Source organism: Aliiroseovarius sp. B-4 (assembly GCF_056857795.1).
In genome coordinates this window covers 36,163-61,706 of record NZ_JBSXNV010000030.1, presented here as the reverse complement: position 1 = coordinate 61,706, position 25,544 = coordinate 36,163, and the positions used below count along the sequence as shown (strand labels likewise).

Annotated in this window: 25 protein-coding genes; 15 read left to right on the top strand and 10 right to left on the bottom strand. The window is 58.5% G+C overall.

Annotated features, from left to right (window positions below):
• Nucleotide 1: 1 nt before the first annotated feature.
• Nucleotides 2–595 (bottom strand): thymidine kinase, encoded by a 594-nt coding sequence (locus AC13C8_RS04540; protein ID WP_091428248.1) that lies wholly within the window; start codon nt 593–595, stop codon nt 2–4.
• A gap of 360 nt (nt 596–955) precedes the next feature.
• On the opposite strand from AC13C8_RS04540, the gene AC13C8_RS04535 reads away from it, so the two are divergent.
• Nucleotides 956–1,414 carry a hypothetical protein gene (locus AC13C8_RS04535; RefSeq protein ID WP_091428245.1) on the top strand — a complete coding sequence of 153 codons (459 nt, stop codon included), beginning with the start codon at nt 956–958 and terminating at the stop codon, nt 1,412–1,414.
• 4 nt (nt 1,415–1,418) lie between these two features.
• Here AC13C8_RS04535 and AC13C8_RS04530 read toward each other — a convergent pair whose 3' ends face one another.
• Nucleotides 1,419–1,772, bottom strand: coding sequence for a diacylglycerol kinase (locus AC13C8_RS04530; protein WP_091428243.1), 354 nt, complete (start codon nt 1,770–1,772; stop codon nt 1,419–1,421).
• Nucleotides 1,769–2,137 (bottom strand): YigZ family protein, encoded by a 369-nt coding sequence (locus tag AC13C8_RS04525; RefSeq protein WP_091428241.1) that lies wholly within the window; start codon nt 2,135–2,137, stop codon nt 1,769–1,771. Before AC13C8_RS04525 ends, AC13C8_RS04530 begins: the two co-directional genes overlap by 4 nt.
• 93 nt (nt 2,138–2,230) lie before the next feature.
• Here AC13C8_RS04525 and AC13C8_RS04520 point away from each other — a divergent pair, with 93 nt between their 5' ends.
• Nucleotides 2,231–2,473 (top strand): hypothetical protein, encoded by a 243-nt coding sequence (locus AC13C8_RS04520; RefSeq protein WP_091428239.1) that lies wholly within the window; start codon nt 2,231–2,233, stop codon nt 2,471–2,473.
• Between the two features lie 461 nt (nt 2,474–2,934).
• On the opposite strand, the gene AC13C8_RS04515 is transcribed toward AC13C8_RS04520, so the two are convergent.
• The 4 genes from AC13C8_RS04515 to AC13C8_RS04500 form a co-directional block, all read right to left on the bottom strand.
• Nucleotides 2,935–4,305, bottom strand: a complete 1,371-nt coding sequence (locus AC13C8_RS04515; RefSeq protein WP_482846505.1) for a glutamate--cysteine ligase — start codon at nt 4,303–4,305, stop codon at nt 2,935–2,937.
• A 64-nt stretch (nt 4,306–4,369) separates the two neighbouring features.
• The gene (locus tag AC13C8_RS04510; protein WP_482846504.1) at nt 4,370–4,882 is read right to left on the bottom strand and encodes a hypothetical protein; all 513 of its coding nucleotides are present in this window, start codon (nt 4,880–4,882) and stop codon (nt 4,370–4,372) included.
• Nucleotides 4,879–5,772, bottom strand: coding sequence for a GNAT family N-acetyltransferase (locus AC13C8_RS04505; protein ID WP_482846503.1), 894 nt, complete (start codon nt 5,770–5,772; stop codon nt 4,879–4,881). Before AC13C8_RS04505 ends, AC13C8_RS04510 begins: the two co-directional genes overlap by 4 nt.
• Nucleotides 5,742–6,467 carry a 16S rRNA (uracil(1498)-N(3))-methyltransferase gene (locus tag AC13C8_RS04500; protein ID WP_482846502.1) on the bottom strand — a complete coding sequence of 242 codons (726 nt, stop codon included), beginning with the start codon at nt 6,465–6,467 and terminating at the stop codon, nt 5,742–5,744. Before AC13C8_RS04500 ends, AC13C8_RS04505 begins: the two co-directional genes overlap by 31 nt.
• A gap of 11 nt (nt 6,468–6,478) precedes the next feature.
• Here AC13C8_RS04500 and ubiA point away from each other — a divergent pair, with 11 nt between their 5' ends.
• From ubiA to AC13C8_RS04475, 5 genes are all read left to right on the top strand, one after another.
• On the top strand, nt 6,479–7,447 hold the full coding sequence (gene ubiA, locus AC13C8_RS04495) for a 4-hydroxybenzoate octaprenyltransferase (protein ID WP_091428230.1): 969 nt from the start codon (nt 6,479–6,481) through the stop codon (nt 7,445–7,447).
• Between the two features lie 64 nt (nt 7,448–7,511).
• Entirely contained in the window at nt 7,512–9,605 is a 2,094-nt protein-coding gene (locus AC13C8_RS04490; protein ID WP_091428228.1) for an OmpA family protein, read from the top strand.
• A gap of 24 nt (nt 9,606–9,629) precedes the next feature.
• On the top strand, nt 9,630–9,959 hold the full coding sequence (locus AC13C8_RS04485; protein ID WP_091428227.1) for a hypothetical protein: 330 nt from the start codon (nt 9,630–9,632) through the stop codon (nt 9,957–9,959).
• 131 nt (nt 9,960–10,090) lie between these two features.
• Nucleotides 10,091–11,746: a sulfatase-like hydrolase/transferase gene (locus AC13C8_RS04480; RefSeq protein WP_482846501.1), complete on the top strand. Its 1,656-nt coding sequence runs from the start codon at nt 10,091–10,093 to the stop codon at nt 11,744–11,746.
• 1 nt (nt 11,747) lies between these two features.
• Nucleotides 11,748–14,954, top strand: coding sequence for a reductive dehalogenase (locus tag AC13C8_RS04475; RefSeq protein WP_482846500.1), 3,207 nt, complete (start codon nt 11,748–11,750; stop codon nt 14,952–14,954).
• A 7-nt stretch (nt 14,955–14,961) separates the two neighbouring features.
• On the opposite strand, the gene AC13C8_RS04470 is transcribed toward AC13C8_RS04475, so the two are convergent.
• The 3 genes from AC13C8_RS04470 to AC13C8_RS04460 are packed head-to-tail and all read right to left on the bottom strand — an operon-like array spanning nt 14,962 to nt 18,484.
• Nucleotides 14,962–16,350: a sensor histidine kinase gene (locus AC13C8_RS04470; protein WP_482846499.1), complete on the bottom strand. Its 1,389-nt coding sequence runs from the start codon at nt 16,348–16,350 to the stop codon at nt 14,962–14,964.
• 24 nt (nt 16,351–16,374) lie between these two features.
• Complete coding sequence (locus AC13C8_RS04465) at nt 16,375–17,745, bottom strand: dihydrolipoyl dehydrogenase family protein (RefSeq protein WP_482846498.1); 1,371 nt, start codon at nt 17,743–17,745, stop codon at nt 16,375–16,377.
• A 1-nt stretch (nt 17,746) separates the two neighbouring features.
• A complete protein-coding gene (locus tag AC13C8_RS04460; RefSeq protein WP_482846561.1) occupies nt 17,747–18,484 on the bottom strand; it encodes a TVP38/TMEM64 family protein in 738 nt (245 codons plus the stop codon).
• Nucleotides 18,485–18,741: 257 nt separating this feature from the next.
• On the opposite strand from AC13C8_RS04460, the gene rpmH reads away from it, so the two are divergent.
• From rpmH to yihA, 8 genes are all read left to right on the top strand, one after another.
• Nucleotides 18,742–18,876: a 50S ribosomal protein L34 gene (gene rpmH, locus AC13C8_RS04455; protein WP_091428219.1), complete on the top strand. Its 135-nt coding sequence runs from the start codon at nt 18,742–18,744 to the stop codon at nt 18,874–18,876.
• A 17-nt stretch (nt 18,877–18,893) separates the two neighbouring features.
• Nucleotides 18,894–19,334: a ribonuclease P protein component gene (gene rnpA, locus AC13C8_RS04450; protein WP_482846497.1), complete on the top strand. Its 441-nt coding sequence runs from the start codon at nt 18,894–18,896 to the stop codon at nt 19,332–19,334.
• The gene (yidD, locus tag AC13C8_RS04445) at nt 19,331–19,579 is read left to right on the top strand and encodes a membrane protein insertion efficiency factor YidD (RefSeq protein ID WP_482846496.1); all 249 of its coding nucleotides are present in this window, start codon (nt 19,331–19,333) and stop codon (nt 19,577–19,579) included. The genes rnpA and yidD overlap by 4 nt, the downstream gene beginning before the upstream one ends.
• Nucleotides 19,580–19,722: 143 nt before the next feature.
• The gene (gene ttcA, locus AC13C8_RS04440) at nt 19,723–20,574 is read left to right on the top strand and encodes a tRNA 2-thiocytidine(32) synthetase TtcA (RefSeq protein ID WP_091431965.1); all 852 of its coding nucleotides are present in this window, start codon (nt 19,723–19,725) and stop codon (nt 20,572–20,574) included.
• Nucleotides 20,575–20,687: 113 nt separating this feature from the next.
• Complete coding sequence (locus tag AC13C8_RS04435; RefSeq protein ID WP_482846495.1) at nt 20,688–22,220, top strand: putative bifunctional diguanylate cyclase/phosphodiesterase; 1,533 nt, start codon at nt 20,688–20,690, stop codon at nt 22,218–22,220.
• A 108-nt stretch (nt 22,221–22,328) separates the two neighbouring features.
• Nucleotides 22,329–24,140, top strand: coding sequence for a membrane protein insertase YidC (gene yidC / locus AC13C8_RS04430; RefSeq protein WP_482846494.1), 1,812 nt, complete (start codon nt 22,329–22,331; stop codon nt 24,138–24,140).
• Nucleotides 24,137–24,892, top strand: coding sequence for an MOSC domain-containing protein (locus AC13C8_RS04425; protein ID WP_482846560.1), 756 nt, complete (start codon nt 24,137–24,139; stop codon nt 24,890–24,892). The genes yidC and AC13C8_RS04425 overlap by 4 nt, the downstream gene beginning before the upstream one ends.
• Nucleotides 24,889–25,542, top strand: coding sequence for a ribosome biogenesis GTP-binding protein YihA/YsxC (gene yihA, locus AC13C8_RS04420; RefSeq protein WP_091428208.1), 654 nt, complete (start codon nt 24,889–24,891; stop codon nt 25,540–25,542). Before AC13C8_RS04425 ends, yihA begins: the two co-directional genes overlap by 4 nt.
• The last annotated feature ends 2 nt before the right edge of the window (nt 25,543–25,544 follow it).

Genomic DNA, 25,544 nt, shown 5'->3' with positions numbered 1-25,544 from the left:
TCTAGGCGCCGGTCGCGTTGTCACCCACGGCTTCTCGCCAGTGACGGCGGCAAAGCGAGACATATGTCTCATTCCCGCCGATCTGCACCTGATCGCCAGCGGTCATCACGTTGCCTTCCCCGTCCTGGCGCACCACCATCGTGGCTTTCTTGCCGCAATGGCAGATCGTGCGCACCTCGCGCATTTCATCTGCCAGCGCCAGCAACGCCGCCGACCCCGGAAACAGATTGCCCTGAAAATCAACGCGCAGCCCGTAGCACATGACAGGCACGCCAAGGTCATCGACCGCACGCGCCAGCTGCCAAACCTGATCGGGTTCAAGGAATTGGGCTTCGTCAATGAAAACGCAAGCACACGGGCCGGCATCCAGCCGCGCCTTGATTTTTTGAAACAGGTCTTCGCCAACTGAGAACGTATCAGCCTCTGACCCGATACCGATCCGGCTGCCGATCCGGGCCGTCCCAGCGCGATTATCCAACCGTGCCGTAACCAGATAGGTCTGCATTCCGCGTTCGCCATAGTTATGGCTGGCTTGCAGGAGCAGGGTCGATTTCCCCGCATTCATCGTCGAATACTGAAAATAGAGTTTTGCCATGCACAGGGATTACGCGGCACCGACCCCGCGATCAAGACTATCTGTCGTTTCATGCGCAGACGAAAAGGGGGTCGCAGGGACAAAATCACTACCGAGGTCTGCGGGTCGAAACCCTGGGGATGGAACGGACCTCAAACTCACTACCTATGCCCTGCTGACACTGATCTGATCACCTGACCAGACCCCCGCCATAATACACATGACGGGCCCTTTCCGCGCGCTGGCACAAACTGCACCATGCACTCGATAAACTCACCAACTTGCCACGAATTAAATAAGCCATTCCATTGCGCTGAGAATAATGGGAAAAGAAAACCGGTTTTCCCCGCAAAGCTGTGCGGACGCGATGAGGTTACGAATATGGACAGTATTGGCAGCTATCTGAAAAAACACACCGAGGCCCTGGTCAAGGATGTGGGGCTTGAGGCCGCGTGTGAACTAACCGGCAAATCCAAGGCGACACTGGGCCGGTATTATTCTGACAGTGACGAGCATGCGGACAGGTTCATGCCCGTTGATGCAGTGGCCGCCTTGGAAGAAGCTGCACGATATCCTCATGTCACAGGTGCACTCGCGGAACTGCGCGGTATCACCATGTCCTATGATTCAGAACGTAAAAATGCCCAAGGTGGCGGCGTCAATTCCGATGTTATCGCGCTGTCACAGCGGTTTGCCATGTTGATGGGCGAGTATCAGCAATCCATCGAAGACGGCGTCATCACAATCAATGAAGCCAAACGCCTGTTGCGCGAAACGCTGGCACTTCAACATGTGCTGATCGACATGAAGCTGCATCTGGAAGAAGAAAGCGGCAGCTGAAGGTTCAGCCCATCAAGATCGCCAGCCAAGCGAAGCCCCCGGCCAAGGCAGTCAACGCCACAAACGCACTGCCGGCGTCCTTTGCCTGCTCCGCAAGCGGGTGGATGTCTTTTGTCACAAGATCGACAGCCCGCTCGATCGCCGTGTTGATCAGTTCGGACGCCACCACCAGCACGGACAAAGCAAGCATGAGGGCGCGCTCTCCGCGGCTAAGATCAAGCCAAAGCGCAAGACCGCAGGACAAAAGGCACACGATCATCCATTGGCGCAGCGATTTTTCGGTTTTCCACGCGGTGCACCACCCCGCCCAAGACCAAACACAGGTGTTCCAGAAGCGTTTCAGTTCCGACCTGATCATCTCCGCGCCTCCAGTATGGCATTGGCGACGTAATGATCCACACAATTCTGAATACGGCGAAACCGATCGCCCCCCAGCTTGGTGCCACCAAACCAACGCGTGACCACGATGATGTGCCCGTGCAGCCCTTCGCGCTCCAGCATCCGCAGGATCACCATCCCCGCACCCGCTTCGCCATCGTCACCCTTGACCGGACCGTCATCGGGCAAAATGGCGGCCCATGAATTGTGAGTGGCTTTTGCGAAGCGTTTGTCTCGCGCAAGGGTTTTCAGAAAAGACTTTACTTCGGCACGGGACGCAACCGGCCCGCCGGACACGGCGTATTTTGATCCTCGATCCGTCAGAAATCCGTTAAACTGTCGCATATGTCCCGGCTCCCCTCCACTACATCGGCACCTTCGAACACTGCGCTCAAATGAGGCACTGGCCTTTGCCGTCTGAACGCGTAAACTCGTCCCATGTTTACCATTGAGCACGAATTTGATGCCACTGTCGTCACCCTTGTGGACGAGGGCCGCGAGCATCTGAATGAAGACGTCACGATCAACGCGTTTGACGACTGCGTCACGTTGGAACAATGGGACCCGCGCACGGATCTTGTGCACCGGATCACCCTGTCGCTTGCACAACTCAGGGACCTGACGGCGGCTTTGAACCTGCCAGAAGGGATCTATCGCTCGGCGCAGATAAAAGACGAATGAACACTCGCCGCGCGGCGTCCAAAAGGGGCACGCGATGAGATGTGCCGAGGTCGATCGCAAGCATGTGCGTCATGACTGCCGCCCGTTTGCCGCGCTAAGGTCATCCGTAGTTGGAAAGCATCGCGTGCAGTTCTGGAATGCCATATCTTGCGTGCACATCAGGCGCATCGTCACCAAGCGTCGAAATGATGGCAGCCTCCGGCGGGGATATTTGAAACAAGAAAAAGCGCAACATTTTGTTAACCAATGAGCGTTATTCTGATTCAGCGGTACAGGCGGGGACGCCGATGACCGTACAAGGAAAAGCGAAAGCTTGAAAGAGAGGGCAGCCCCCTCTCTTTTTCTTGTCACAAGTATCCCGGGGTGAGGGCGCCCGCGCAGCGGGAGGCCGAGGGGCAGCGCCCCTTCATATGTAGAACGAGCCTCCTGAAAACCGCCTTTCGCGGAAGACTCAAAGCATCTCAGTAGCTGTATTCAGCATAGATCCGTTTCAAATCACCGTCCCATTCGTGGTGATATTTGGCCAACAATTCACAGGCGGGCGAACGCCCTTCCTCGACACTTTCCTGAAGGGCATTCAGGAAATGAGTTTCGTCGGGCACCAGCCCCGCATTCCCTGCCCGTGCGCGCGCCTTCAGACCAGTTTCGGCTATTTTTACCGCCTCGCGAGCAAGATCGTGCAGCTTCACGCCGCCCGCTTCGCCCTGCAACCCTTTGACCGAAGCGGCAACCCGCAGACCCTCGCGGGTTTCGGCACCCAAATTTTTTGCAAGGTCCCACGCTGCATCAAGGCTGCTTTGGTCATACATCAGCCCCACCCAGAACGCTGGCAACGCACAAAGTCGGCGCCACGGGCCGCCATCGGCGCCGCGCATTTCCATGTATTGCTTGATCCGCGCTTCGGGGAAGATGGTGGTCAAGTGGTCGGCCCAATCGGACAGCGTCGGCCTTTCTCCGGGCAGCGCGGGCAGTTTGCCTTGCATGAAATCGCGGAAAGACTGACCCAGCGCGTCGACATATACGCCCTCGCGATAGACAAAATACATTGGCACATCGAGCGCGTATTGGACGTAGCGCTCAAACCCCATCCCGTCTTCGAAGACGAATGGCAGCATCCCGGTGCGGGCCGGGTCCAGATCACGCCAGATGCGCGACCGCCAGGATTTGTGACCGTTCGGTTTTCCTTCAAAGAACGGTGAATTGGCGAAAAGCGCGGTGGCCACAGGCTGCAACGCCAGCGCCACACGGAATTTCTGCACCATGTCGGCCTCGTTCGTAAAATCGAGGTTCACCTGCACCGTGCAGGTCCGATACATCATCTGCTTGCCGTGTGTCCCAACCTTGTCCATGTAGTCGGTCATCAGCTTGTAACGCCCCTTGGGCATCACAGGCATCTGTTCGTGCGTCCATTCGGGGGCCGCCCCCAGACCGATGAAACGCGCGCCGATCCCCTCGGCCACCTCTTGCACCTCGCGCAGGTGTTCGTTCACCTCGTCGCAAGTCTGGTGGATACTGTCCAAGGGCGCGCCAGACAGCTCGAACTGCCCACCGGGTTCAAGGCTGATATTCGCCCCGTCACGTTCCAAGCCAATCAGGTTGCCCGCCTCGCGCACCTCGGTCCAGTTAAAGCGGTCCCGCAAGCCTTCCAGCATCGCCAGGATCGACCGCGGTCCATCATAGGGCAGCGGTTTCAGTGTGTCTTTGCAGTAGCCGAACTTTTCATGCTCGGTCCCGATCTTCCACGTATCACGCGGTTTGCAGCCGTCTTCCAGATACCGGGCCAGTTGGTCATGATGGGTGATGGGTCCGCCGCCGGACTGAGGGATGGACATGGGCGTCTCCTGACTGTTCGCGCCTTGCAAGGTCTTTCAGTGGTGGGCCAATGGGGCGGGACTGTCAATGCAGCGATACGGCCGGCCGCTGCCAGATCACAACAGTATCATGGGGTGGCGTATTGGCCGCTCGGATCGCCCCATCAATGTCTGCACCCGTTAAGGCGGTCAACGCGTCAAACAATGCCTCGGCCCCTTCAGCGCGCACTGGAATGAACAGAATGTCGTTGCCGGTGCGAAACCGCCAAACAGCCATGCCTGCGCGGTCTTTGGCAATCTCGATCCGACCGACATCGTCCAGCGACGCAAAGCCGCCACCGACCGGGGCCAGATAAGTGATTTGCCGTTCATCGACCTGCACCACCCCAACACCGCCGTGACCCGCACGGATGCGTGCATGACGCATGCCCGACCACAGGATCGCAGCACCGAATGCCGCGACGGCCAGGCCGATCCACTTGACCAGGCCCAGCGATTCGATTGCCCACCATAGACCCAACAGTATGATCCCGCCGCCCACCATGGCTTCGCGATACCGGGCAAACGCATCGCGTGCTTCGGGTCGCATAAAGCTCATTCCTCAGCTCCAATCACCTGCGCTTTAGCGAGGATGCCCAGCGTATAGGTGCCGATCCTTCGAAAACCGATCGATTCATAAGCGCGGCAGGCGGGCTCGCCGCTGGCAAACAGGATCGCGGTCGTCACACCACGCTCGCGCGCTTCCAACAGATGCAGGGCGACTGCCGTGCGGGCATAGCCTCTCGACCGATGTTCCGGGGGCGTATAAACACCGCCGACCTGCACCATGTCGGGCAATGCCGCATTGAACGCGGTTTTGGCGACGGGTATGCCATCCACTTCCAAAATCCGATGGTTTTTGGAATCCATGTGTGCGCTGGCGTTGGCAAGGGCGCGGGTGCGGGTTTCCGCATTCATCGCCGATCCCAGCACGCTGGTGTCATAGTCGATGATCCAGTCAACCAGCATGTCGAACTCATCCGACCTGACCGTACGAAGCTGCGCATTGCCTGTCGGGCGCTCAAGGTCCTGAAGAATCAGTCTGTAATGCGGTTCGTCCCGCATCACGGAAAACGCTGCATCGCGAAGGCCCAGAATATCCAGCGCAGTCTTGATCTGATGTGTCTCGCCCGTGATGCCTGCCACCTTTGCTCCTCGCAATACGTGACGAAATGCCCGCCAATCGGTCCGGTGATTGTCGGGGGCCTGCCCCATCAGAAACCCGGCATTGCTTTTCCCAAACACCGCGCGAATGGGACCTTCTTCGATCAGCCAGAAGGTCGTAGCGCTCGGATCATCGGACTGATCGGGGCTGACGCCGAACTGTGCCAGATTGGATCGCAGAAACATTGAGCTTTCGGAACGTGGCGCGAGGAAGGCATCAATCGCGCCTTCATCGCCCGGCTTTGCCACGCGGATCACGCCCAATCCCCCAAGGTCTGTTGCCACAGGGTCATCGCAGCGACCGCAGCCGTATCCGCCCGCAGGATGCGCGGGCCAAGGCTGACCGGATGCGCGACATCCATAGCAAGCAGGCGCCCACGTTCGCGGTCGGAAAAACCGCCTTCGGGACCGATGAAGATCGCCCAGCGATGGCCGCTGGCCGCACTCAGGGTTTCCGCGGCCCCCGCCAATGACTCGTCACAGAACATGATCTGACGATCATCGGGCCAAGCGTCCAGCAGTTTGTCCATGCGCATCAAGTCAACAACCTCGGGCACATAGGTGCCACCGCATTGCTCGGCCGCCTCGACAGCATGTGCTTGCAGGCGGTCGCGGCGGATGCGTTCGGAATTGGTGAACTCCGTCTGCATCGGCTGGATCAGGGCCGCGCCCATTTCAGCCGCTTTTTCCACGATAAAATCGGTGCGGGCTTTCTTGATCGGCGCAAAACACAGCCACAGGTCAGGCGGCATATGCAAGGGACGCGACCGGGCCGCACATTCCAGAACGCCTTTGCGCTTCCCGGCTTCGATGATCTGTGCCGGGAACTCTCCGTCACGCCCGTTGAACAGGGCCACAAGGTCGCCTTCGCCCAGGCGCATTACCCCAAAAAGATAATGTGCTTGATCCCGCGACAGCGAAACGGTTTGCCCCTCGGCCAAGGGGTGATCTACATAGAGCCTGACTTTCGCCTGTTTCATGAGGGAAACCTATGACCCAAAACGCCGATATGCCAGAGCCAAAAGGGCGGGTGTCCGACGCCTATAGCGGCAATTGGGTCGATCATCGCGCCCCGACATGGAGCCGCCCTTACCTGCGCCTGAGCCGCGCGGACCGACCCATCGGCACCTGGCTTTTACTGCTGCCGTGCTGGTGGGGGGTATTGCTTGCCGCCAACGTCACCGGGCGTTTCGGTTGGTTTGATGTGTGGATCATGTTGGGGTGCGCCATCGGCGCTTGGCTGATGCGTGGGGCGGGTTGCACGTGGAATGACATCACCGACCGGGACATTGATGCGCGGGTCGAACGAACGCGCAGTCGCCCTATTCCTTCCGGGCAGGTCACGGCACGGCAAGCCGCAATCTGGATGGCGCTGCAAGCCCTGATCGCGTTTGGCATTCTGCTGACCTTCAACGGCGCGACCATCTTGCTGGGCATTATCTCGCTGCTGCCAGTCGCCATATATCCGTTTGCAAAGCGGTTTACCTGGTGGCCACAGGTCTTTCTGGGCATCGCCTTCAACTGGGGCGCGCTTCTGGCGTGGACCGCGCATACCGGAAGCCTTGGCTGGCCCGCAGTGATGCTTTATGTCGCAGGTATCGCGTGGACACTGTTTTACGACACGATCTATGCCCATCAGGACACCGAAGATGACGCCCTGATCGGTGTAAAATCCACCGCCCGCCTGTTTGGCGACAACAGCCGACGTTGGTTACTGTTGTTTCAGATTCTGACGGTTGCCCTGATGGCATTTGCAGTTGTTTTGGCCTTGGTTCCCGGTGCAAATGTCCTGTCATTGGCCATCGCTCTTGGCGGAGTCTGGTTCATGGGTTGGCATATGGTGTGGCAACTCGGGCAACTGAAAACAGACAATCCGGAAACCTGCCTGCGACTGTTCCGATCCAACCGGAATACCGGACTGATCCCTGTGCTGTTTCTCGCCATTGCGATATTGCTTTGATTGCGCCGGGACGCGACACACCTTATGAAGCATGGGATTCACTAGACAACGGACGCCATTCAACATGCGCCTTTCGCAAGTTTTTCTTGTTCCCGCCTCGTTCTTTATTGCGGCTTTGGTGTCACTTCTTGCAGCCAATCTTGCGGTGTCCACCATCGAGACAACGTCGCAGGACGGCGTCAAGGACGAACTGTTCCTGCAGGGCCATGAATGGGCCAGTGTCCAAGCCGATGGGCTTCAGGTTATCCTGTCCGGCGTCGCCCCCAGCGAAGCCGCCCGGTTTCGGGCGCTCGCGGCAGCCGGAAAGGTTGTTGATTCGACCCGTGTCATTGATAACGTGACGATCCCCGCAGCCGAAGCGATCAAGCCGCCGCGCTTTTCGATCGAGATTTTGCGCAATGACGCCGGTATTTCCATGATAGGCCTAATCCCGGCGGCCACTGATCGCGAGGCCCTTAACAGCGACGTTAACGCAATTGCACGCGATTCCCATGTCACCGACCTGCTTGAAACCGCTGACTATCCAATGCCCGCCAATTGGGACGAGGCGCTGGCCTTCGCGGTTTACGCACTTGAGACATTGCCACGCTCGAAAATATCTATGGATGCGCATAAAGTGGCAATCACTGCGCTGGCGGATAGCGAAGATCAGAAAGCCAAGTGGGCGCGCGATCTGAAACGCGCAGCCCCCCGCACGGCCCTTCTGTCGATTGATATTTCGGCACCGCGACCAGTGATCACCCCATTCACATTGCGGTTCCTGATCGACGAAAACGGCCCACGCTTCGATGCGTGTTCCGCACACACCACCGTCGGGCGCGCGCGGATTGTATCGGCGGCAACCGAAGCTGGCCTGACCGACGCAGCAAATTGCACCATCGGATTGGGTGTGCCGTCACCAGATTGGCCGGACGCCGTCGAAACCGGCATTCGTGCGGTCAGCGAGCTGGGCGGAGGATCAATCACCTTCTCGGACGCGGACGTGACACTTGTGGCCCCCGACACCACATCACAGGCAACCTTTGACCGTATTGTTGGCGAGTTGGAGAACAATCTGCCCGACCTTTATTCCCTGCATTCCGTCCTGCCAGCGCCCGTCAAGATTGACGGCAGCGGCGAAGGCAGTGGGCCACCCGAATTTGTCGCCACCCGAAGTCCAGAAGGAATGGTGCAAATGCGGGGCCGCCTGACCGATGAAACCTTGCGAAGCGCCACCGTGAGCTTTGCTCGGGCGAAGTTCGGATCGGGCAATGTGTATCCTGCTACACGGCTGGACAGCGAACTGCCAAGTGATTGGCCGACGCGTGTTCTTGCGGGATTGGAAGCCCTGTCCTTTCTGTCCAGCGGGTCGGTCGTGGTCCAACCCGAGGTCGTGGACATTCGCGGCGTCACCGGCGACCCGGATGCAAGCGACACCGTCTCGCGCATTCTGAGCGAAAAACTGGGGGCGTCCGAGAATTTCCAGATCAATGTGGATTATCAGGAAGAGCTTGATCCACTTCTGTCGTTGCCCAGCCCAGAGCAATGCGCCGCCAATATCAATGCCATCATGGCGAAGAAGAAGATCACATTTGCGCCCGGATCAGCCAACATAGAAGCGTCCGCCGCCGATACCATCGACGAGATCGCCGAGATTATGAAGGACTGCGCGGATGTGCGCATGGAAATTCAGGGCTATACCGACAGTCAAGGTCGCGAGGAAATGAACCTTGCCCTTTCGCAAAGCCGGGCACAGGCAGTGTTGAATGCACTTCTGACGCGGCGCATTCTGACGACAAACCTGACCGCAAAGGGTTATGGCGAGGCTGATCCGATTGCAGATAACGGCTCTGAGGAAGGTCGCGAAGCCAACCGCCGGATCGAGTTTCGTCTGCTCGATACATCCGGGAGGTCGGATGACAATACGGGCACAGATCAGGAAGGGTCCGATGGCGCTGGTGATGCTGATTCCACGCCAGATGACGGCACCCCCGCAGATGCGGACGCCGAAAATGCCGGGGCCGCGGAGACAGACGCTGGCGCAGATTCTGACGAGGGCGATGCCAACCCGACCGACGAAGACGCAGCCCCTGACACCGACCCGCTACCCGATAGCGGCATAGATGTGCACTCGCCCGAAGCCGATGACACCCGCCCCCAACCGCGCCCCGAGCGCTAGGCCACCAAACAAGGACTTCCCACGATGAACAGAACAGAGTTTATCATCGTCACCGCCATCATCCTGTTCGTGGCATTCGCACTTGGATGGTTTTCCCATTGGCTGATCCATCGGTTCGTTCAGGTCGCCGGAACCGAAATGGACGAGCTGGACAAGATGGCTCAGGCCCTTCACGAAGCAGAAGAAACTCGCGATCAGGCCATGATCTATCTACAGCAGCGCGAGGCTGAAATGTCCAACCAGTTGCAACAGACCGAGGCAGAACTTAGCGCCGCTATGGACGGTCTGCGTGACGCCCGTCAAGAAGCGGGTGAGCTTCGTGCCTATATCGAACGGGTTCAACAGGCGACCTGACCCACACCCGGTGAAAAGCCCAACCTCCACAGGAAATGGATATTGAATCCAATATGGGGTAGCGCCCCCTTCGCGTCCATGCTCAACTGATTCCATTGCGAACAGAATGATATGCCGTGGGAGGCGCGGGCATGGCTCCAAATATCCTTTTCATCATGTATGATCAGTTGCGGTTCGATTATCTCAGCTGTGCCGGACACCCGACATTAGAAACACCGAGTTTCGACCGTGTGGCCGCGCGCGGGGTGCGATTTGATCGCGCCTATTGCCAGTCACCCGTCTGCGGTGCCAGCCGGATGAGCACCTATACCGGCCGCTATGTGTCTTCGCACGGGGCCGCTCATAACAACTTCCCCCTGAAGGTTGGCGAAATGACGATGGGCGACCATCTGCGCAAAGCCGGGATGGAGTGCTGGCTGATCGGCAAGACCCACATGAAAGCGGATGCCGAAGGTATGGCGCGGCTGGGCCTGTCGCCAGACAGTGTCATCGGTGCGCGCGTCGAAGAATGCGGGTTCGATGTATGGATTCGTGACGATGGACTCTGGGCCGAGGGGCCGGACGGGTTCTATGACCGAAAACGTTCGCCCTATAACGAATATCTCAAAGCAAAGGGCTACCCATCGGAAAACCCGTGGCACGACAATGCAAATGCAGGCATCACGGGCGCAGGCGACATCGCTTCGGGGTTCCTGATGATGCATGCCGACAAGCCTGCGAACATCCGGGAAGAGGACAGCGAAACGCCGTGGCTGACAAGCCGCACGATTGATTTCATCGAGGCGCAGAAGGGCAAGGGACCGTGGTGTGCCCATGTCAGCTTCATCAAGCCGCACTGGCCCTATATTGTGCCCGCGCCCTATCACGATATGTATGGCGTGGACGACATCGTGCCCGTGGTTCGATCTGACGCCGAACGCCGAGATCCGCACCCGGTCTACGGTGCTTACATGGAGGGCGGCGTCGGCACCGCCTTTTCCCGCGACGAGGTGCGCAGAACCGTCATCCCCGCCTATATGGGGCTGATCAAGCAATGCGATGACCAGTTGGGGCGGTTGCTGGATTATCTGGATGACACCGGGCAGGCAGATGACACGGTGATCGTGCTCACCTCGGATCATGGCGATTATCTGGGCGACCATTGGATGGGCGAAAAGGACATGTTCCACGACCCATCCGCACGGGTGCCGCTGATCATCTCTGACCCTCGGCCCTCGGCCGATTCCAGTCGTGGCACGGTCTGCGACAAGTTGGTTGAGCAGATCGATCTTGCCGCCACGTTTGTTGAGATGGCTGGCGGAGAGGTGCCGCGCCATATCCTTGAAGGCCGATCCCTGGTGCCGCTTCTGGAAGGGAAAGACACCGCGTGGCGCAATTTTGCGATCAGCGAATATGACTTCTCGACCTCGGGCGCGGCCTCCAGGCTGGGGCTTGCACCGAAGGATTGCCGGCTTTTCATGGTCGTGACCGACCGTTGGAAGATGACGCATGCCGAGGGCGGCTTTCGACCGATGCTGTTCGACCTGCAAAACGACCCCGACGAGTTGGTCGATCTGGGCGCGTCGGGTGATCATGCTGAAGTCATCTCAGCCCTTTATGACAAGCTGTTTCACTGGGCGCGGCGGCAATCGCACCGCACCACAATCTCGGACGCGCAGATCGAAGCGCGGCGAAAAGGAGGATCTGCTCGCGTCGGTATTCTGTTGGGTCTGTTCGGAGACGAAGATATACCGCCAGACTATCTGACCGCCTATTCCGGCAAGGCCACGTCGGTGGATCAAACCTGAAATGCGGCTGTTTTCGACCAAGAACCGCCCGGTGCATATGGGACCATACCCGCTTGAAGGGCTGAGCCGCACAGACGGCACACCCGATTTGTCTGGCATACCTGCCTTGTCGCCGGTGCGGTTTGACCGTGCCGACCAACCGGACAGCATCGTCAATGCAATGGCGCCCTATCAGGCTGCACTGGACGCGATACGGGATGGCGATGTGAACCCGGCGCGGGCCACTATCCCCGATGACCCCACCGCGCGCGCCGAGCATCTGAAAGCGTTTGGCTATTTCTCGGACGCGTCCATGGTGGGTATCGCGGATCTGGGGTCAGATGACTTTCTGAGACAGCCGATCATCAATCCGAATATTGGGGCGCTTGTCACGTCACTCAACAGCCGCGAAGTGCAGACACTGGCCGCTGGCATCGACACATTGATGGCAGAACTGCGCGAAAATCTTGGGGCATCGCCACGCGAGATCAGCTGCCACCGGTATGCTCTGGTATTCCTTTATGAGTATCACCGCGACCCCAGACCGGACGAACCGGGGGCCGCATGGATCATGGATGCGCAGGCGCAGCGCGCCTGTCTGCTGGGGGCTGAAACCGCCATTGTCATTGCAAACTACATCCGTCTTCTGGGTTTTGATGCCAGGGCGCATACGGGGTCTGCCACCGATGTTGATCTGAACCGGCTGGCGGTTGCAGCGGGTCTGGCAACGATCGAGAATGCACAAATCGTTGCGCCGTGGATCGGCCCTCGGTTCGGACTGGCGGCGGTGACGACCGACATGGCGCTGACACCCGACAAGGCTCTTGCGCCAATGTCGGGACAACCATGGCACCAGATCAACGGACCGACGTGGTGGCTGGGAACAAAGACAACGAAATCGGCGCTGAACCGCGACCCATACGCCAAGCGCGACTATGCCATGGGCGCCCATCCGTTCGAGCGCCTGAAGCGTGTCGACACGCCGACAACCTATATCGACGAACCCAATGTTGCCCGCGTTCCGAAACGCGCCGACATGTTTGCCCGCGCACAATTCGGTGACATGGGAAAGCACTTGCAGGAAAACTCGTCCGGCGGACTTTATGTTCGCAAGGCGGCACCGAGCTATGCCCAGCGCCGCGCATTGGGGGTGCTGACACCCCTACAGGACGGACCTGTCGCGGATCAAGCCAGCCGTCCCAGTGACCCGGTCGCAAACGCCGCCGCGCTAAAGGCTGCCAGTTATTTCCTTGGGATCGACGCAGTGGGCACCAGTCGCTGCCCGGAATGGGTGTGGTACAGCCACGATGCCACAGGGGCCGAGATCAAGCCCTCGCATGGTCAAGCGGTCTCGATGATCGTGGATCAGGGATTTGAGACGATGGAGGGCGCGTCGGGGGACGACTGGATCGCCGTCAGCCAATCCATGCGCGCTTATCTGCGTTTCTCTCTGATCGGTGGCGTGATCGCACAACATATCCGCAACCTTGGCTATGCCGCCAAGGCGCATACCGTGATGGATGGAACTGTCCTGCAACCGCCCCTTCTGCTTCTAGCCGGATTGGGCGAGGTCAGCCGGATCGGCGAGGTTATCCTGAACCCCTATCTTGGCCCGCGCCTGAAATCGGGGGTGGTGACGACCGATATGCCGATAGCACATGACAAACCAATCGACTTCGGCCTGCAACGGTTCTGCGAAGCCTGCAACAAATGCGCGCGCGAATGCCCGTCGGGTGCCATCACCGCCGGACCGAAGCTGATGTTCAACGGCTATGAGATCTGGAAATCCGACAGTCAGAAATGCACCACCTATCGCGTAACCCAACCCGGTGGCGCCATGTGTGGTCGGTGTATGAAAACCTGCCCGTGGAACCTTGAAGGGCTGTTTGCGCAGACTCCGTTCCGCTGGGCGGCATCGACCCTGCCAGGTGCGGCCCCCGTTTTGGCGAAACTGGATGATGCGGTCGGCCATGGTGAACTGAATGACACCAAGAAATGGTGGTGGGATCTGAAACTTGGCCCGGAAGGCGGGTATCATCCGACCGACATTCCGGCAAACCGTCGAGGACTGAACCGCGATCTGAGCCTTCGCTATGAAGATCAGACACTCGCTGTTTATCCCGCCCCCCTTGCCCCGCCGCCTTATCCATATCCGTTCCCAATGGAACGCGAGGCCGGAATCGCAGCCTATCAGGCGATGATCCCGGCCAGCGAATACCGCACCCGGCTGGCGGCAGGTGATCAAACGATGATCCATCGTTACACCGTGCCTGATGATGCGCCTGTGTTGCAGTTGGTGGTAAAGCGGGTCGACCCTATGGCCGAAGGTGTCAAGAAGTACGAGTTCTCGTCCCTCGACGGTGCCCCGCTTCCCGAATGGACCGCCGGCGCGCATCTGGATGTGCTGGTATCGCCAGATTTCCTGCGTCAGTATTCGTTGTCGGGTGATCCTGCGGATCGGATGAGCTATCAAATCGGAGTCTTGTGCGAACCAGACGGTCGCGGTGGTTCAGCCCTGTTGCATCGGATATTCACCGAGGGGCGCAAGGTTTTCGTCGCCAAGCCGATCAACCACTTTGAACTGGACGAAAGCGCCTCAAGAACTTTTCTGATGGGCGGTGGCATCGGCATCACGCCCATGATCGCGTTTGCCCATCGTCTGCACGCCATCGGCGCGGATTTCGCGCTGCACTATTCGGCCAGCCGCCGATCTGAAGCGGGATTTCTGACCGACCTTGCTGCGATGCCATGGGCGGAACACGTGCATCTTCATTTCTCGGATGAAGGCACGCGGGCGGATTTCGAGGCGATCCTGTCAGGCGCACCAGACGGCACGCATGTCTATTGCTGCGGCGCTGACCGCTATATGTCATCGGTGATGGAGGCAGCGGCGCGGCAGGGCATTCCCGAAACAGCGCTGCATCTGGAATATTTCACCCCGCCCGAACAACCGGATTACGAGAACCACCCGTTCACCATCAAACTGAAAGATGGGCGACGGATCGCGGTGCCCAAGGATCAAACAGCAGCAGGGGCGCTGAACACCGCGGGTGTTCATGTCGATGTGAAATGCTCAGACGGCATCTGTGGCGTCTGCAAATGCGGCGTGATCTCGGGCAAGGTCGAGCACCGCGACTTCGTCCTGTCCAACGCCCAGCGCGCAAACAGTATGATCCTGTGCCAAAGCCGGGCCGCAGACGCTGATGGCGTGATCGAGATTGACAGATAGTCAATAGTCACAAGGCGTGCACGACCTCTTTTGGCAAAGTCAGAAGGAACGTGGTTCCGCCTGGACCTGTTTGCTCCAGCACCAGCGTCCCGCCATGCCCCCGCGCAAGTTCGGCCGCAATCGCCAGCCCCAACCCAGATCCACCCTTGCGATTGGTGCCCGCGAAGGGTTGAAACAGATGTTCCAGCGCGGGTTTTGGAAGGCCCGGCCCGGTATCGGCCACCCGGATCTGCCAATCCTTGCTCGTTTCGGTTGCCTGAACGGCTATTTCACCCGGCTTGCCCGAAGCCACAATTGCCTGTCGAGCATTGCGCACGAGATTGGACAAGACCCGGTAAAGCTGCTCGGGATCGGCGCGCAACGTCATCCCGGTGGGAATATCCTCGGCAAAAGATATGTCATGGTCCCCTGCGGCCAGCCGTTCGCTATCGAATATGTCGCCTGCCAAATTGGCCAAGGCAACCCAACCCAATGCCGGCGCGGGTTCTTCCGCCTTGCCGAAAGTCAACGTATTTTCACACAGGCTAACCGCACGATGGATCGAGTTCACCAGCTTCGGTCCGATGCGTTTGACCATCGGATCCTTGCTGCTTTCCATGCGGTCGGCAAACAGTTGCGCCGTCGTCAGAATATTGCGCAGATCATGGCTGATCCGGGCAACTGCCCCACCCAGCTGCGCAAGCCGTTCTTTTTGTTTCAGCGCGCTGGTCAGATCGGTTTGAAGACTTTTCAGGGCAAGCTCGGCCTCTCGTAGCTCGGTGACATTTGTGCTGGGCTGGATGATCCTGCGCGCATCCTCGGGGTCGATGGCATAGTCTTTCATATTACCGACGACCCGTTTGATCGGTCGCACCATAAGCGAGCGCACAGCCAGAAACAAAAGACCCGCCGTGATCACCGAGATGACGGCCGATAAATAGAAGATGTTCAGACCATATTCCAGCATCGCGCTGCGCAGCTTGCCCGTCATCATGGTAATCTCGATCACCAACCCACCTTCACGCACCGGGTCGCCGATCACGCGGATCACCTCGGGTTCTGGCGTGAACAGGCGCACCATCGCGTCACGGATCAGGGTGAAAGGTGTCGATTGGCGCAGATCGAAACTTTTATCGACCGCCGCAGGCATGGGCGAGGACAGCATCAACTCGCGCACTTCATCGCGACGCAATACAACGTTGTAAACCTCGGCGTTTTCCAGAAGCTCCACTTCCAGTTCCGGCGCGATCATGTCATCGGCCAAAAGCACCAGCGACGCGATCTGCGCGCGTTCCAGTCGGGTGCGCAGGTAATCCTCGCGAAACCGCGCAACCGATGGCACGAAGATCAGCACTTCGGCCAACATGACGAACAGGGTCGTCAGGATCAGGAAACGTCCTGAAAGGGTGTTAAACACGGCGCGTGCTCCGCTGTTACATCATCACGGCAGGACCCGTTGCACCAGTCCGACAATCCGCTTGACCCAAGGGTTATCAAACAGTCGCGGCGAGAAATAGGCCCCTGCTGCACGTTTGCTGACTTCCGCCATCGTGGGATAGGGCGCGACCATGGCGGCGATCTGGCTCATCTTCAGGTTATTGGCCAGTGCCAGCGCCCAAAGATTGATCATCTCGCCCGCGCCCGGCCCGACAATGGACACGCCCACGGGGCGGCCTTTGACCACCATCACCTTGATCCGCCCATCGGTTTGCTGCGTGGCGATGGCGCGGTCATTGCCAGCGAAATCAAACCGGGCAACTTCCAGCCCGTCGCCATGCTTTTCACGCGCTTCGGCTTCGGTCAAACCGATTTGCGCCAGTTCGGGGGATGTATAAGTCGCCCAAGGGATGTGATCTGTGCGTTGCTTGGACGGCAACCCGAACAACATCGAGCGGATGATGACACCGGCATGATAGCCCGCCACATGTGTGAATTGCAGCCCGCCCGCCACGTCACCTATCGCATAGACCTTGCGGTTCGTGGTGCGCAGGCTGTCGTCCACCTTGACGCCTGCACGCGTGGGTTCGATGCCTGCGGCTTTCAGGTTCAGTTTTTCGGTGTTCGCTTTCCGACCTACAGCCACCAGAAGGTGTGTGCCTGTGAAGACGCGGCCATCTTTGACCTCCACCTCGATCGCGCCAACCTTTCCGCGCACCTCGGCGGCCAACGCCTCTTCCTCAATAGCGATGCCTTCGCCCCGCAAGACATCCAGCACCTGCGCCGCCAGTTCCGGGTCGTCCTTGCCCAGCGCCTTCGCCCCTTCGATCACCGTCACCTTGCTGCCCAGCCGCCGATGCGCCTGCGCCATTTCCATGCCAATCGGCCCCCCGCCGATAATCAACAGATGCTTGGGCTGTTCTTCCAGGTCAAAAAGCGTTTCATTCGTTAGATGCGGTACCTTGTCCAACCCGGGAATGGGCGGCACCAAGGGCGACGAGCCGGTGGCAATCACAAAGCGGCGCGCTTCGATGACATCGTCGCCCACTTCGACCTCGGTCGGCGAGATAAACCGGCCATAATCCTGAATGACGCGCACGCCCAACCCCTCGAACCGTTCAACCGAATCGTGCGGTTCAATGGTCGCGATGGTCTGGCGCACATGGGCGTGGGCGTCGTCCCAACCCATCCCCGTCTTTGCGGCGTGCAGCAGCGCCTTGGACGGCACACAGCCATAGTTCAGGCAGTCTCCGCCCATCTTGTGGCCTTCCAGCAGCACAACGGAGGCGCCCATCTGAACCGCGCCTGATGCCACGGACAGACCGCCAGAGCCGGCCCCGATGACGCAAACATCAACTATGATACGTTTGACCATCTCAGGCTCCTTTTTTGAAACGCTTCAGCACCATAGGAAGGGCGGCCAGCGCCGCCAGTCCCAATATGGGCAGAAGGATGTGGGGTTCGAAAATGATGCCCAGATCGGGGGTTTCACCACGGGCGAAAACCTCGCCCAGCCCGGCGCCGACGGATGTATAGACCAGCGCACCAGGCATGATCCCAAGGAACGTTGAGAACACAAAGCGATAGAGTGGCACCCCGACCAATGCGGGGATCAGGTTGGCCACGAAGAAGGGCACCGCGGGGACAAGCCGGATCAGGAACAAAACCGACCATTGATTTTCGTCGATTCCATCCTTGATCGCCTTCACCTTACCCTCGCTGGCTTCCATCCGGGCGGCCAGCTTCTCGCCCAATCCCCAGCGGGCTGCCAGAAAGATGATCACGGCCCCTATCGTGGCGCCAGTCACGTTGAACAACACCCCGGGAAAGGTTGAAAAAAGGAACCCGCCGGTCAACGTGGCAATTGTCGCGCCGGGCAGTGAAAAGCCGACGATCAAGACATAGGCCAATGTGAACACCAGCACCGTCATCAGATAGTTGGCGTCGCGAAACGCCAGAAGCGCCTCGCGGTTCTGCGCCAGTGTCTCGAAGCTTAGATAATCGCGGAGGGTGATTGCCCCAACAATGGCGACGATCAGAATGGCGATAATCGGAAGGCGGCGCAGCAAGGGGTGCTGGACTTGTTTGGGCGTCTGCGTCTTTGGTTCGATCATCATCATATGCGGCTCCGGTGCCTGTGCGGCGTCGGGCCGCGTGGGGTTCGCAACAGGATGGGGTGAAATACCCCCCTTGCCCACCCACATCACGCGTGGTTGAACCGAGATGATCAAATCGTTCCCGCCTGTAACAATTGCCGGAAAATTCTGCATCAGGCATTTGACTTGCCCGTCAATGACCCCTATAGACCGGGCTTCGAATGACACACGCTCCGAATCCACCGGGATTGGGAAGCAATTGACGGAGACGGGCGATGAAACGCACCTACCAACCTTCGAACCTGGTTCGCAAACGCCGCCACGGCTTCCGTGCGCGTATGGCAACTGCGGCTGGCCGTAAGATTCTGAACGCGCGCCGTGCACGCGGTCGGAAGTCGCTGAGCGCATAAGCCGTCGGGCCGCAGTCATGTCTGCGCCCAAAGCTGACATTACGAAGACCGCCGAGGCCGAAGGGCCTGCGGCGGTTTCCGTTTGTACAGATGATCCAAAGATTGCGACCTTGACCGAGCGGCGTGATTTTCTGGCCGCCGCCCGCGCCCGGCGCGCACCTGCACCTGCCTTTCTGTTGCAAGCACGCAAGCGATGCGCCGATGAAGCGGCCCCGCCCGCGCAGATTCGCGTTGGTTTCACATGTTCGAAGAAAGTCGGCAACGCCGTCGCCCGGAACCGCGCCAAACGCCGCTTGCGCGCAATTGCCAACGACATTCTGCCGACCCATGGCAAGCCGGGATGGGACTACGTGCTGATCGGTCGCGCTGTAAAGACCGCCAGTCGTGATTACACTGAACTGCAAGCGGACCTGGTCCGCGCCATTAGACAAATACACACACCGCGTCAGAAATCATGAACCCCGCCGCCTATCTCTTGTCACTTCCAATCCGCGCCTATCGAATGGTCTTTAGCCCATGGGTCGGTTGGAGTTGCCGATATCAACCGACATGCAGCGCCTATGCGCTTGAGGCGTTGCAGACGCATGGTGCGATCAAAGGTGGATGGTTGGCCGCAAAACGGATTGCGCGCTGCAATCCGTGGGGGTCGTGCGGCTATGACCCGGTGCCTGGCGCTGATCACGACTGCAAACCCCCGGACTGACCGGATCGTGGCCCGACGAACACGGCCTGCGGCTTTTGAAGACGGTTCTTGATATCCCGGCGGTCACAAGAGCACGCCGCAAATATTACGAACGCTTGCCAGACGCCGCCAAAGTGCTTAGACGCCCGCCCATGACCGATATTATCAGCGACCAACTGGACGATATTCACCCGCTGTTTCACGGCGCACCCTCGACCACCGAGTTCAGGAAGCTGCGCAAACGCATCATGCGAAATGTGCGCGAAGCCTTGGACCAATACGGCATGGTCGAACGCGGGGCGAAATGGCTGGTCTGCTTGTCTGGTGGCAAAGACAGCTATACGATGCTGGCCGCGCTGTACGAGCTGAAATGGCGCGGTGTCCTCCCGGTCGAGCTTGTAGCCTGCAATCTTGACCAGGGGCAGCCGGGTTTCCCCGCCACCGTCCTGCCCGAGTTCCTTGAAAAGATGCAGGTGCCCCACCGGATCGAGTACGAAGACACCTATTCGATCGTCATGGACAAGATCCCGCAAGGGCGCACTTTCTGTTCGCTTTGTTCGCGACTGCGCCGTGGCAATCTGTATCGAATAGCGCGCGAAGAAGGCTGTTCGGCCGTGGTTCTGGGACACCACCGTGACGACATTCTGGAAACCTTCTTCATGAACCTGTTTCACGGTGGGCGATTGGCCACCATGCCACCAAAGCTTGTGAACGAAGAAGGCGACCTGTTCGTATATCGCCCACTTGCCCACGTCGCCGAAAAAGATTGCGAGAAGTTCGCCACCCAGATGAACTATCCGATTATCCCTTGTGATCTGTGCGGGTCGCAAGACGGATTGCAGCGACAGCAGGTGAAGAAAATCCTGGACGGGTGGGAGGCGAACTTTCCCGGTCGCCGCCAAATCATGTTCAAAGCCCTGATGAACACGCGCCCCAGCCACCTTCTGGACCCGCAACTGTTCGACTTCAAAGGTCTGATGCTAAGCACGGCAGAAGATCAGGACAATTCGCTCTAATTTTCCGGCACAGATTAACCTCTGATTGACCACACGTTCCTATTTTGTCCCTGACCAGGGTGGCATTTGCATTGCCGACATGGGTGTGTGACGCGCGACAAAAGGAACCTGTCATGGCGGTAGTTCAGGGTGCAGAGGAAGTAAAACGACGTATTCGCGCGGTATTGAAAGCACCGCATTTGGCAGCCTTTCTGCCAGCGATCATGGTTTTCGCCTACTGGTATGGCGGCGAACAACTGATGTTTCTGGTCGCCATCCTGTTTCCGGGTCTGCTGGCCATCGGCGGCGCAATGACTCGTCCATCGCCGCCAGTGCTTCAAAAAATTGACACGACCACCGGACTGCCGCGACGCGTCAAGCTGCTTGAACAATTGGACCTCGGCTTCAGACCCAATGCAGAATTTGAGAAATCGTGCATGGTCATTGAAATCGACGATTTTGGAAAACTGGCCGAACAGCTTGGCACGGATGGCATCGACCATGTGCTTCGTGCTGTGTCGGACCGATTGCGGACAGCTTTGCGCGAATCCGATCTGGTCTGCGCGCTGGAGCCGGGTCGATTTGGCTTCTCGATCGACAAGCGGCAGCGCGCAGACCTGGAAGCCACGCTGCAATTGGCGGCCCGGCTTCAGACCGCTGTCAGCGACCCGATCTCGCTGGGTCAGACTCGGGTTTTGCTGTCGTCCTGCGTGGGCTTCGCCTTGCCGGGCCGGTCGCCCGAAGCCACAGGCGAGGCGCTACTTGCTGCTGCCGAAAGTGCGCTTGCCGTTGCGATTCAGTCCGGGCCAGGATCGATTCGCGCCTTTTCTAACGGTATGGCTCCACGTGTCGGACGGGTTGAACACACCCGCGACACTCTGCTTTGTGCGTTGGATGAAGGCCAGATCAAACCGTGGTTTCAGCCTCAGGTCTGTGTGAAAACGGGACGCATCACCGGCTGCGAGGCACTGGCACGGTGGCAACACCCAACCATGGGGCCAATCGCACCCGGGGCGTTTTTACCCGCCATCGCCAAGGCGGGGCTGATGGAGCGACTGGGTGAAGTCGTACTGTTTGATGCGCTGTCGGCTGTGCGCGACTGGGATCGTGATGGGCTGATTGTGCCGGCTGTAGCGGTCAATGTCTCGGCCGACGAGTTGAACAACCCCACATTAAGCGAGAAAATCAAATGGGAACTGGATCGGTTCGACACCCCACCCGAACGCTTGGTGATCGAAATTCTTGAAAATGTAATCGCCCAAACCGAAGACGACGTCGCGATCCACAACGTCAATGCGTTGGCGGCTTCGGGATGCAAGATAGATCTTGACGATTTCGGCACAGGGAACGCGGCAATCGCCAGCATTGCACGCTTCAACGTCCATCGGATCAAGATCGACCGATCCTTCGTCACCCATATCGACACCGACCCGGACCAACAAAACATGATCTCGGCCATCCTGACCATCGCGAAACAACTGGATATCGGCACGGTTGCAGAGGGGGTCGAAACCCATGCAGAACATGCAATGCTTGCCACATTGGGCTGTGACCATGCACAGGGCTATGTGATTGCCAAGCCGATGCCTGCCCCTGCGTTTCTGGAATGGGCTTTGATGCATCAACAAAAAAGGGCGCCGGATATGGTTGTTCCCAAGCTTGCATAAGGCCTGGATCTTCCGGAATGCACGGGGCGCGCACCTTAAAACTGCTTGACCTTTTGCGCCCTGCCCTGTTGAACCACTCTGACCGAAATTGATGAGTGGTAGGCCCCGATGGACGACCAAAACAAGAACCTGATCCTCGCAACAGTGCTGAGTTTTCTCGTCATCACTGGATGGATGATCATGTTTCCTCCGGCTGAACCCGTCGAAAGCACCACGCCGACCGAGCAGGTGACCGACGAAGGTCAAGTCGTTCCCGCCCTTCCTGACGCCAACAGCGCGGCTGCCACTGCTGCCACAACCACAGATGTATCAGCCGAACAGGCCAATGTTGGCCGCGTCGAAATCGACACGCCCGAGCTCGCCGGATCGATTTCCCTACTTGGTGGACGTCTGGATGACCTTAAGCTGAAAGATTATCGCGTCGAGCTGTCGAAAGACAGTGACATCGTCAAACTGCTGCGCCCCACGGGCGAGGCCGAGGCGTATTACGCCCTGTATGGCTGGACACCGGGCGGACAGACGACATTGGAAGACGTCCCCGGTCCAACCACCATCTGGACAGTGGAAACCGGCACCAAACTGACGCCGGAAACGCCGGTTACGTTGCGCTGGGATAATGGCAATGGGCTGGTGTTCCGTCGCACTGTCTCCGTCGACGAAAACTTCATGTTCACCATCAATCAGTCGGTCGAGAACACAAGCAATACCGCCCACCGCATGGCACCTTATGGTGTGTTGGCGCGTCACGGTGAACCGTCGAACCTGAAAGGATTTTTTATCCTACATGAAGGCGTCATTCGTCAGGTCGATAAAGAACTGGAAGAAACCGACTATTCCGATGTGGCCGATCTTTCATTTGACGAACGCGAAGGCGCGCGGGCCGACGTGGCTCAAGTGGAAGAAAATGGCTGGATCGGCTTCACCGATCACTATTGGATGACCACGCTGATCCCGGAACCGGGTCAGGACTTCACCTCTGTCGTGCGCTATGCCGAAAAATCGGACATTTATCAGACACAGATCAGAATGCCGACGCAGGACGTCGCGCCCGGTGCCTCGGCCAGTGTCGAGACCCGGCTGTTCGCCGGTGCGAAAGAATGGGAAACCATCCGCGCCTATCAGAACGAAGACGGCATCTATAAATTCATCGACTCGATTGATTGGGGCTGGTTCTTCTTTCTGACAAAACCGATTTTCGCCGTCCTTCACTGGTTGAACGGCGTGATCGGAAATATGGGTTGGGCGATTATCGGTCTGACACTTGTGATCAAGGCAATCTTGTTCCCGCTCGCCTATAAATCCTATGTCTCGATGGCGAAGATGAAAGAGCTTCAGCCTGAGATGGAGAAGCTGAAAGAACGTGCCGGCGATGACCGGGCAAAACTTCAGCAAGAAATGATGGAGCTTTACAAGAAGGAAAAGGTCAACCCGGCCTCGGGCTGTCTGCCCATCCTGCTTCAGATCCCGATCTTCTTCTCGCTCTATAAAGTGATCTTCGTGACGCTGGAGCTGCGTCACGCGCCCTGGATCGGTTGGATCAAAGACCTTTCTGCGCCCGATCCCAGCTCGATCCTGAACCTGTTTGGCCTATTGCCTTTTGCGCCTCCGGGGCCGGAAAGCCTGCTGGCGATCGCGTCTCTGGGTGTGTTGCCGATTATCCTTGGTATCTCGATGTGGTTGCAACAGAAGCTGAACCCCGCGCCCACCGACCCGACTCAGGCAATGATCTTTGCGTGGATGCCATGGGTGTTCATGTTCATGCTGGGACAGTTTGCATCGGGCCTTGTGGTTTACTGGATTGCAAACAACACGATCACCTTTATCCAGCAATACACCATCATGCGCAGCCACGGGCACAAGCCCAATGTGCTGGGCAATGTATTGAAAACCTTCAAACGCAAGTCGAAGGACGTGGGATAATGGCGCATGTCGCCGAAATCTGGCGGCATCCGATCAAGTCGCACGGGCGTGAACCCCTTTTGCACGTGACGCTTAGGGCAGACGAATGTCTGCCCTATGATCGTCATTGGGCCGTGGCACATGAGGCTGCCAAGTTAGAACATTCCAACAGATGGGTGCCATGTTCAAACTTTTCGCGCGGGGCGAAGGCGCCGTCTTTGATGGCTTTGGAGGCCAGTTTTGATGCTGCCAGTAACACGGTCACGCTAACCCATCCAAGTCAGCCCGGCATCACATTCAACCCCGACCGAGCCGAGGATCACGCACGGTTCATCGAATGGGTCATCCCCCTTTGCCCAGCAAATCGGGCAGCACCCGTCCGCATCGTGAAGGCGGATCGCGGCATGACAGACACGGATTTTCCGTCGGTCTCGCTGATCAATCTGGCCTCTCATGCCGCGGTCGAAAAGCAGCTTGGGCAAGAATTGTCGCCGCTGCGCTGGCGTGGAAACCTGTTCCTGACAGGCTTTGACGCGTGGGAGGAGAAGGACTGGGTCGGTAAAACCGTTCGTGTCGGTGAGGTCGAGATAGAGGTCAGGGAAGAAATCACACGGTGCCTTGCCACCGCTGCCAACCCGCGCACCGGCCAACGCGATGCCGACACCTTGGGCGCGTTGAATCAAGGTTGGGACCATCAGGAATTCGGCGTCTATGGCTATGTCACCAAACCCGGTCGTGTTCACGTCGACAGCCCGGTCGAGGTCATCGCATGAACCAGCTTCCCTTTCCCCTTGCAGACGAGCCCGATCAACAGGATCGTGAGGCCGGACGCCTTTTGTTCGCGGCCGAAACCGATTTCCTGAAAGGTGTGGTCGCGATGGACGGCTTGCCGGCACCGGATCGGATCGAGGTGTGTTTCGCGGGGCGCTCCAATGTTGGAAAGTCCAGCCTGATCAATGCCCTGACCGGACGCAAAGGGTTGGCGCGCGCATCGAATACACCTGGCCGCACGCAGGAAATCAACTTCTTCACGACAACTGATGGCCCCTATCTGGTGGACCTTCCGGGCTATGGCTATGCCAATGCGCCGGTAAAGGTGGTCGAGAAATGGCAGCGACTGTTGAAGTCCTACCTCTCGGGCCGTCAGAACTTGCGGCGGGCCTTCGTCTTGATCGATGCGCGTCACGGCGTGAAACCCGTAGATGACGAGATCATGTCGCTCCTGGACCAATCCGCCGTGACCTTTCAGGCGGTTTTGACCAAAGCCGACAAGGTGAAAGAAAAAGATCGCGAGAATATCTTGGCCCAGGTGCGTGGCGCGTTGTCCAAACACCCGGCTGCCTTTCCCGAACTGGTGCTGACCTCGTCCGACAAAGGACTGGGGATCGAAACCTTGCGCGCAATCATCGCCACGCTGGACTAACG

Excerpts from the sequence above, each read along its gene's own strand:
- AC13C8_RS04540 (WP_091428248.1), bottom strand. The coding sequence starts at position 595 with ATGGCAAAACTCTATTTTCAGTATTCGACGATGAATGCGGGGAAATCG.
- AC13C8_RS04535 (WP_091428245.1), top strand. The coding sequence starts at position 956 with ATGGACAGTATTGGCAGCTATCTGAAAAAACACACCGAGGCCCTGGTC.
- AC13C8_RS04530 (WP_091428243.1), bottom strand. The coding sequence starts at position 1,772 with ATGATCAGGTCGGAACTGAAACGCTTCTGGAACACCTGTGTTTGGTCT.
- AC13C8_RS04525 (WP_091428241.1), bottom strand. The coding sequence starts at position 2,137 with ATGCGACAGTTTAACGGATTTCTGACGGATCGAGGATCAAAATACGCC.
- AC13C8_RS04520 (WP_091428239.1), top strand. The coding sequence starts at position 2,231 with ATGTTTACCATTGAGCACGAATTTGATGCCACTGTCGTCACCCTTGTG.
- AC13C8_RS04515 (WP_482846505.1), bottom strand. The coding sequence starts at position 4,305 with ATGTCCATCCCTCAGTCCGGCGGCGGACCCATCACCCATCATGACCAA.
- AC13C8_RS04510 (WP_482846504.1), bottom strand. The coding sequence starts at position 4,882 with ATGAGCTTTATGCGACCCGAAGCACGCGATGCGTTTGCCCGGTATCGC.
- AC13C8_RS04500 (WP_482846502.1), bottom strand. The coding sequence starts at position 6,467 with ATGAAACAGGCGAAAGTCAGGCTCTATGTAGATCACCCCTTGGCCGAG.
- ubiA (WP_091428230.1), top strand. The coding sequence starts at position 6,479 with ATGACCCAAAACGCCGATATGCCAGAGCCAAAAGGGCGGGTGTCCGAC.
- AC13C8_RS04490 (WP_091428228.1), top strand. The coding sequence starts at position 7,512 with ATGCGCCTTTCGCAAGTTTTTCTTGTTCCCGCCTCGTTCTTTATTGCG.
- AC13C8_RS04485 (WP_091428227.1), top strand. The coding sequence starts at position 9,630 with ATGAACAGAACAGAGTTTATCATCGTCACCGCCATCATCCTGTTCGTG.
- AC13C8_RS04480 (WP_482846501.1), top strand. The coding sequence starts at position 10,091 with ATGGCTCCAAATATCCTTTTCATCATGTATGATCAGTTGCGGTTCGAT.
- AC13C8_RS04475 (WP_482846500.1), top strand. The coding sequence starts at position 11,748 with ATGCGGCTGTTTTCGACCAAGAACCGCCCGGTGCATATGGGACCATAC.
- AC13C8_RS04465 (WP_482846498.1), bottom strand. The coding sequence starts at position 17,745 with ATGGTCAAACGTATCATAGTTGATGTTTGCGTCATCGGGGCCGGCTCT.
- AC13C8_RS04460 (WP_482846561.1), bottom strand. The coding sequence starts at position 18,484 with ATGATCGAACCAAAGACGCAGACGCCCAAACAAGTCCAGCACCCCTTG.
- rpmH (WP_091428219.1), top strand. The coding sequence starts at position 18,742 with ATGAAACGCACCTACCAACCTTCGAACCTGGTTCGCAAACGCCGCCAC.
- rnpA (WP_482846497.1), top strand. The coding sequence starts at position 18,894 with ATGTCTGCGCCCAAAGCTGACATTACGAAGACCGCCGAGGCCGAAGGG.
- yidD (WP_482846496.1), top strand. The coding sequence starts at position 19,331 with ATGAACCCCGCCGCCTATCTCTTGTCACTTCCAATCCGCGCCTATCGA.
- AC13C8_RS04435 (WP_482846495.1), top strand. The coding sequence starts at position 20,688 with ATGGCGGTAGTTCAGGGTGCAGAGGAAGTAAAACGACGTATTCGCGCG.
- yidC (WP_482846494.1), top strand. The coding sequence starts at position 22,329 with ATGGACGACCAAAACAAGAACCTGATCCTCGCAACAGTGCTGAGTTTT.
- yihA (WP_091428208.1), top strand. The coding sequence starts at position 24,889 with ATGAACCAGCTTCCCTTTCCCCTTGCAGACGAGCCCGATCAACAGGAT.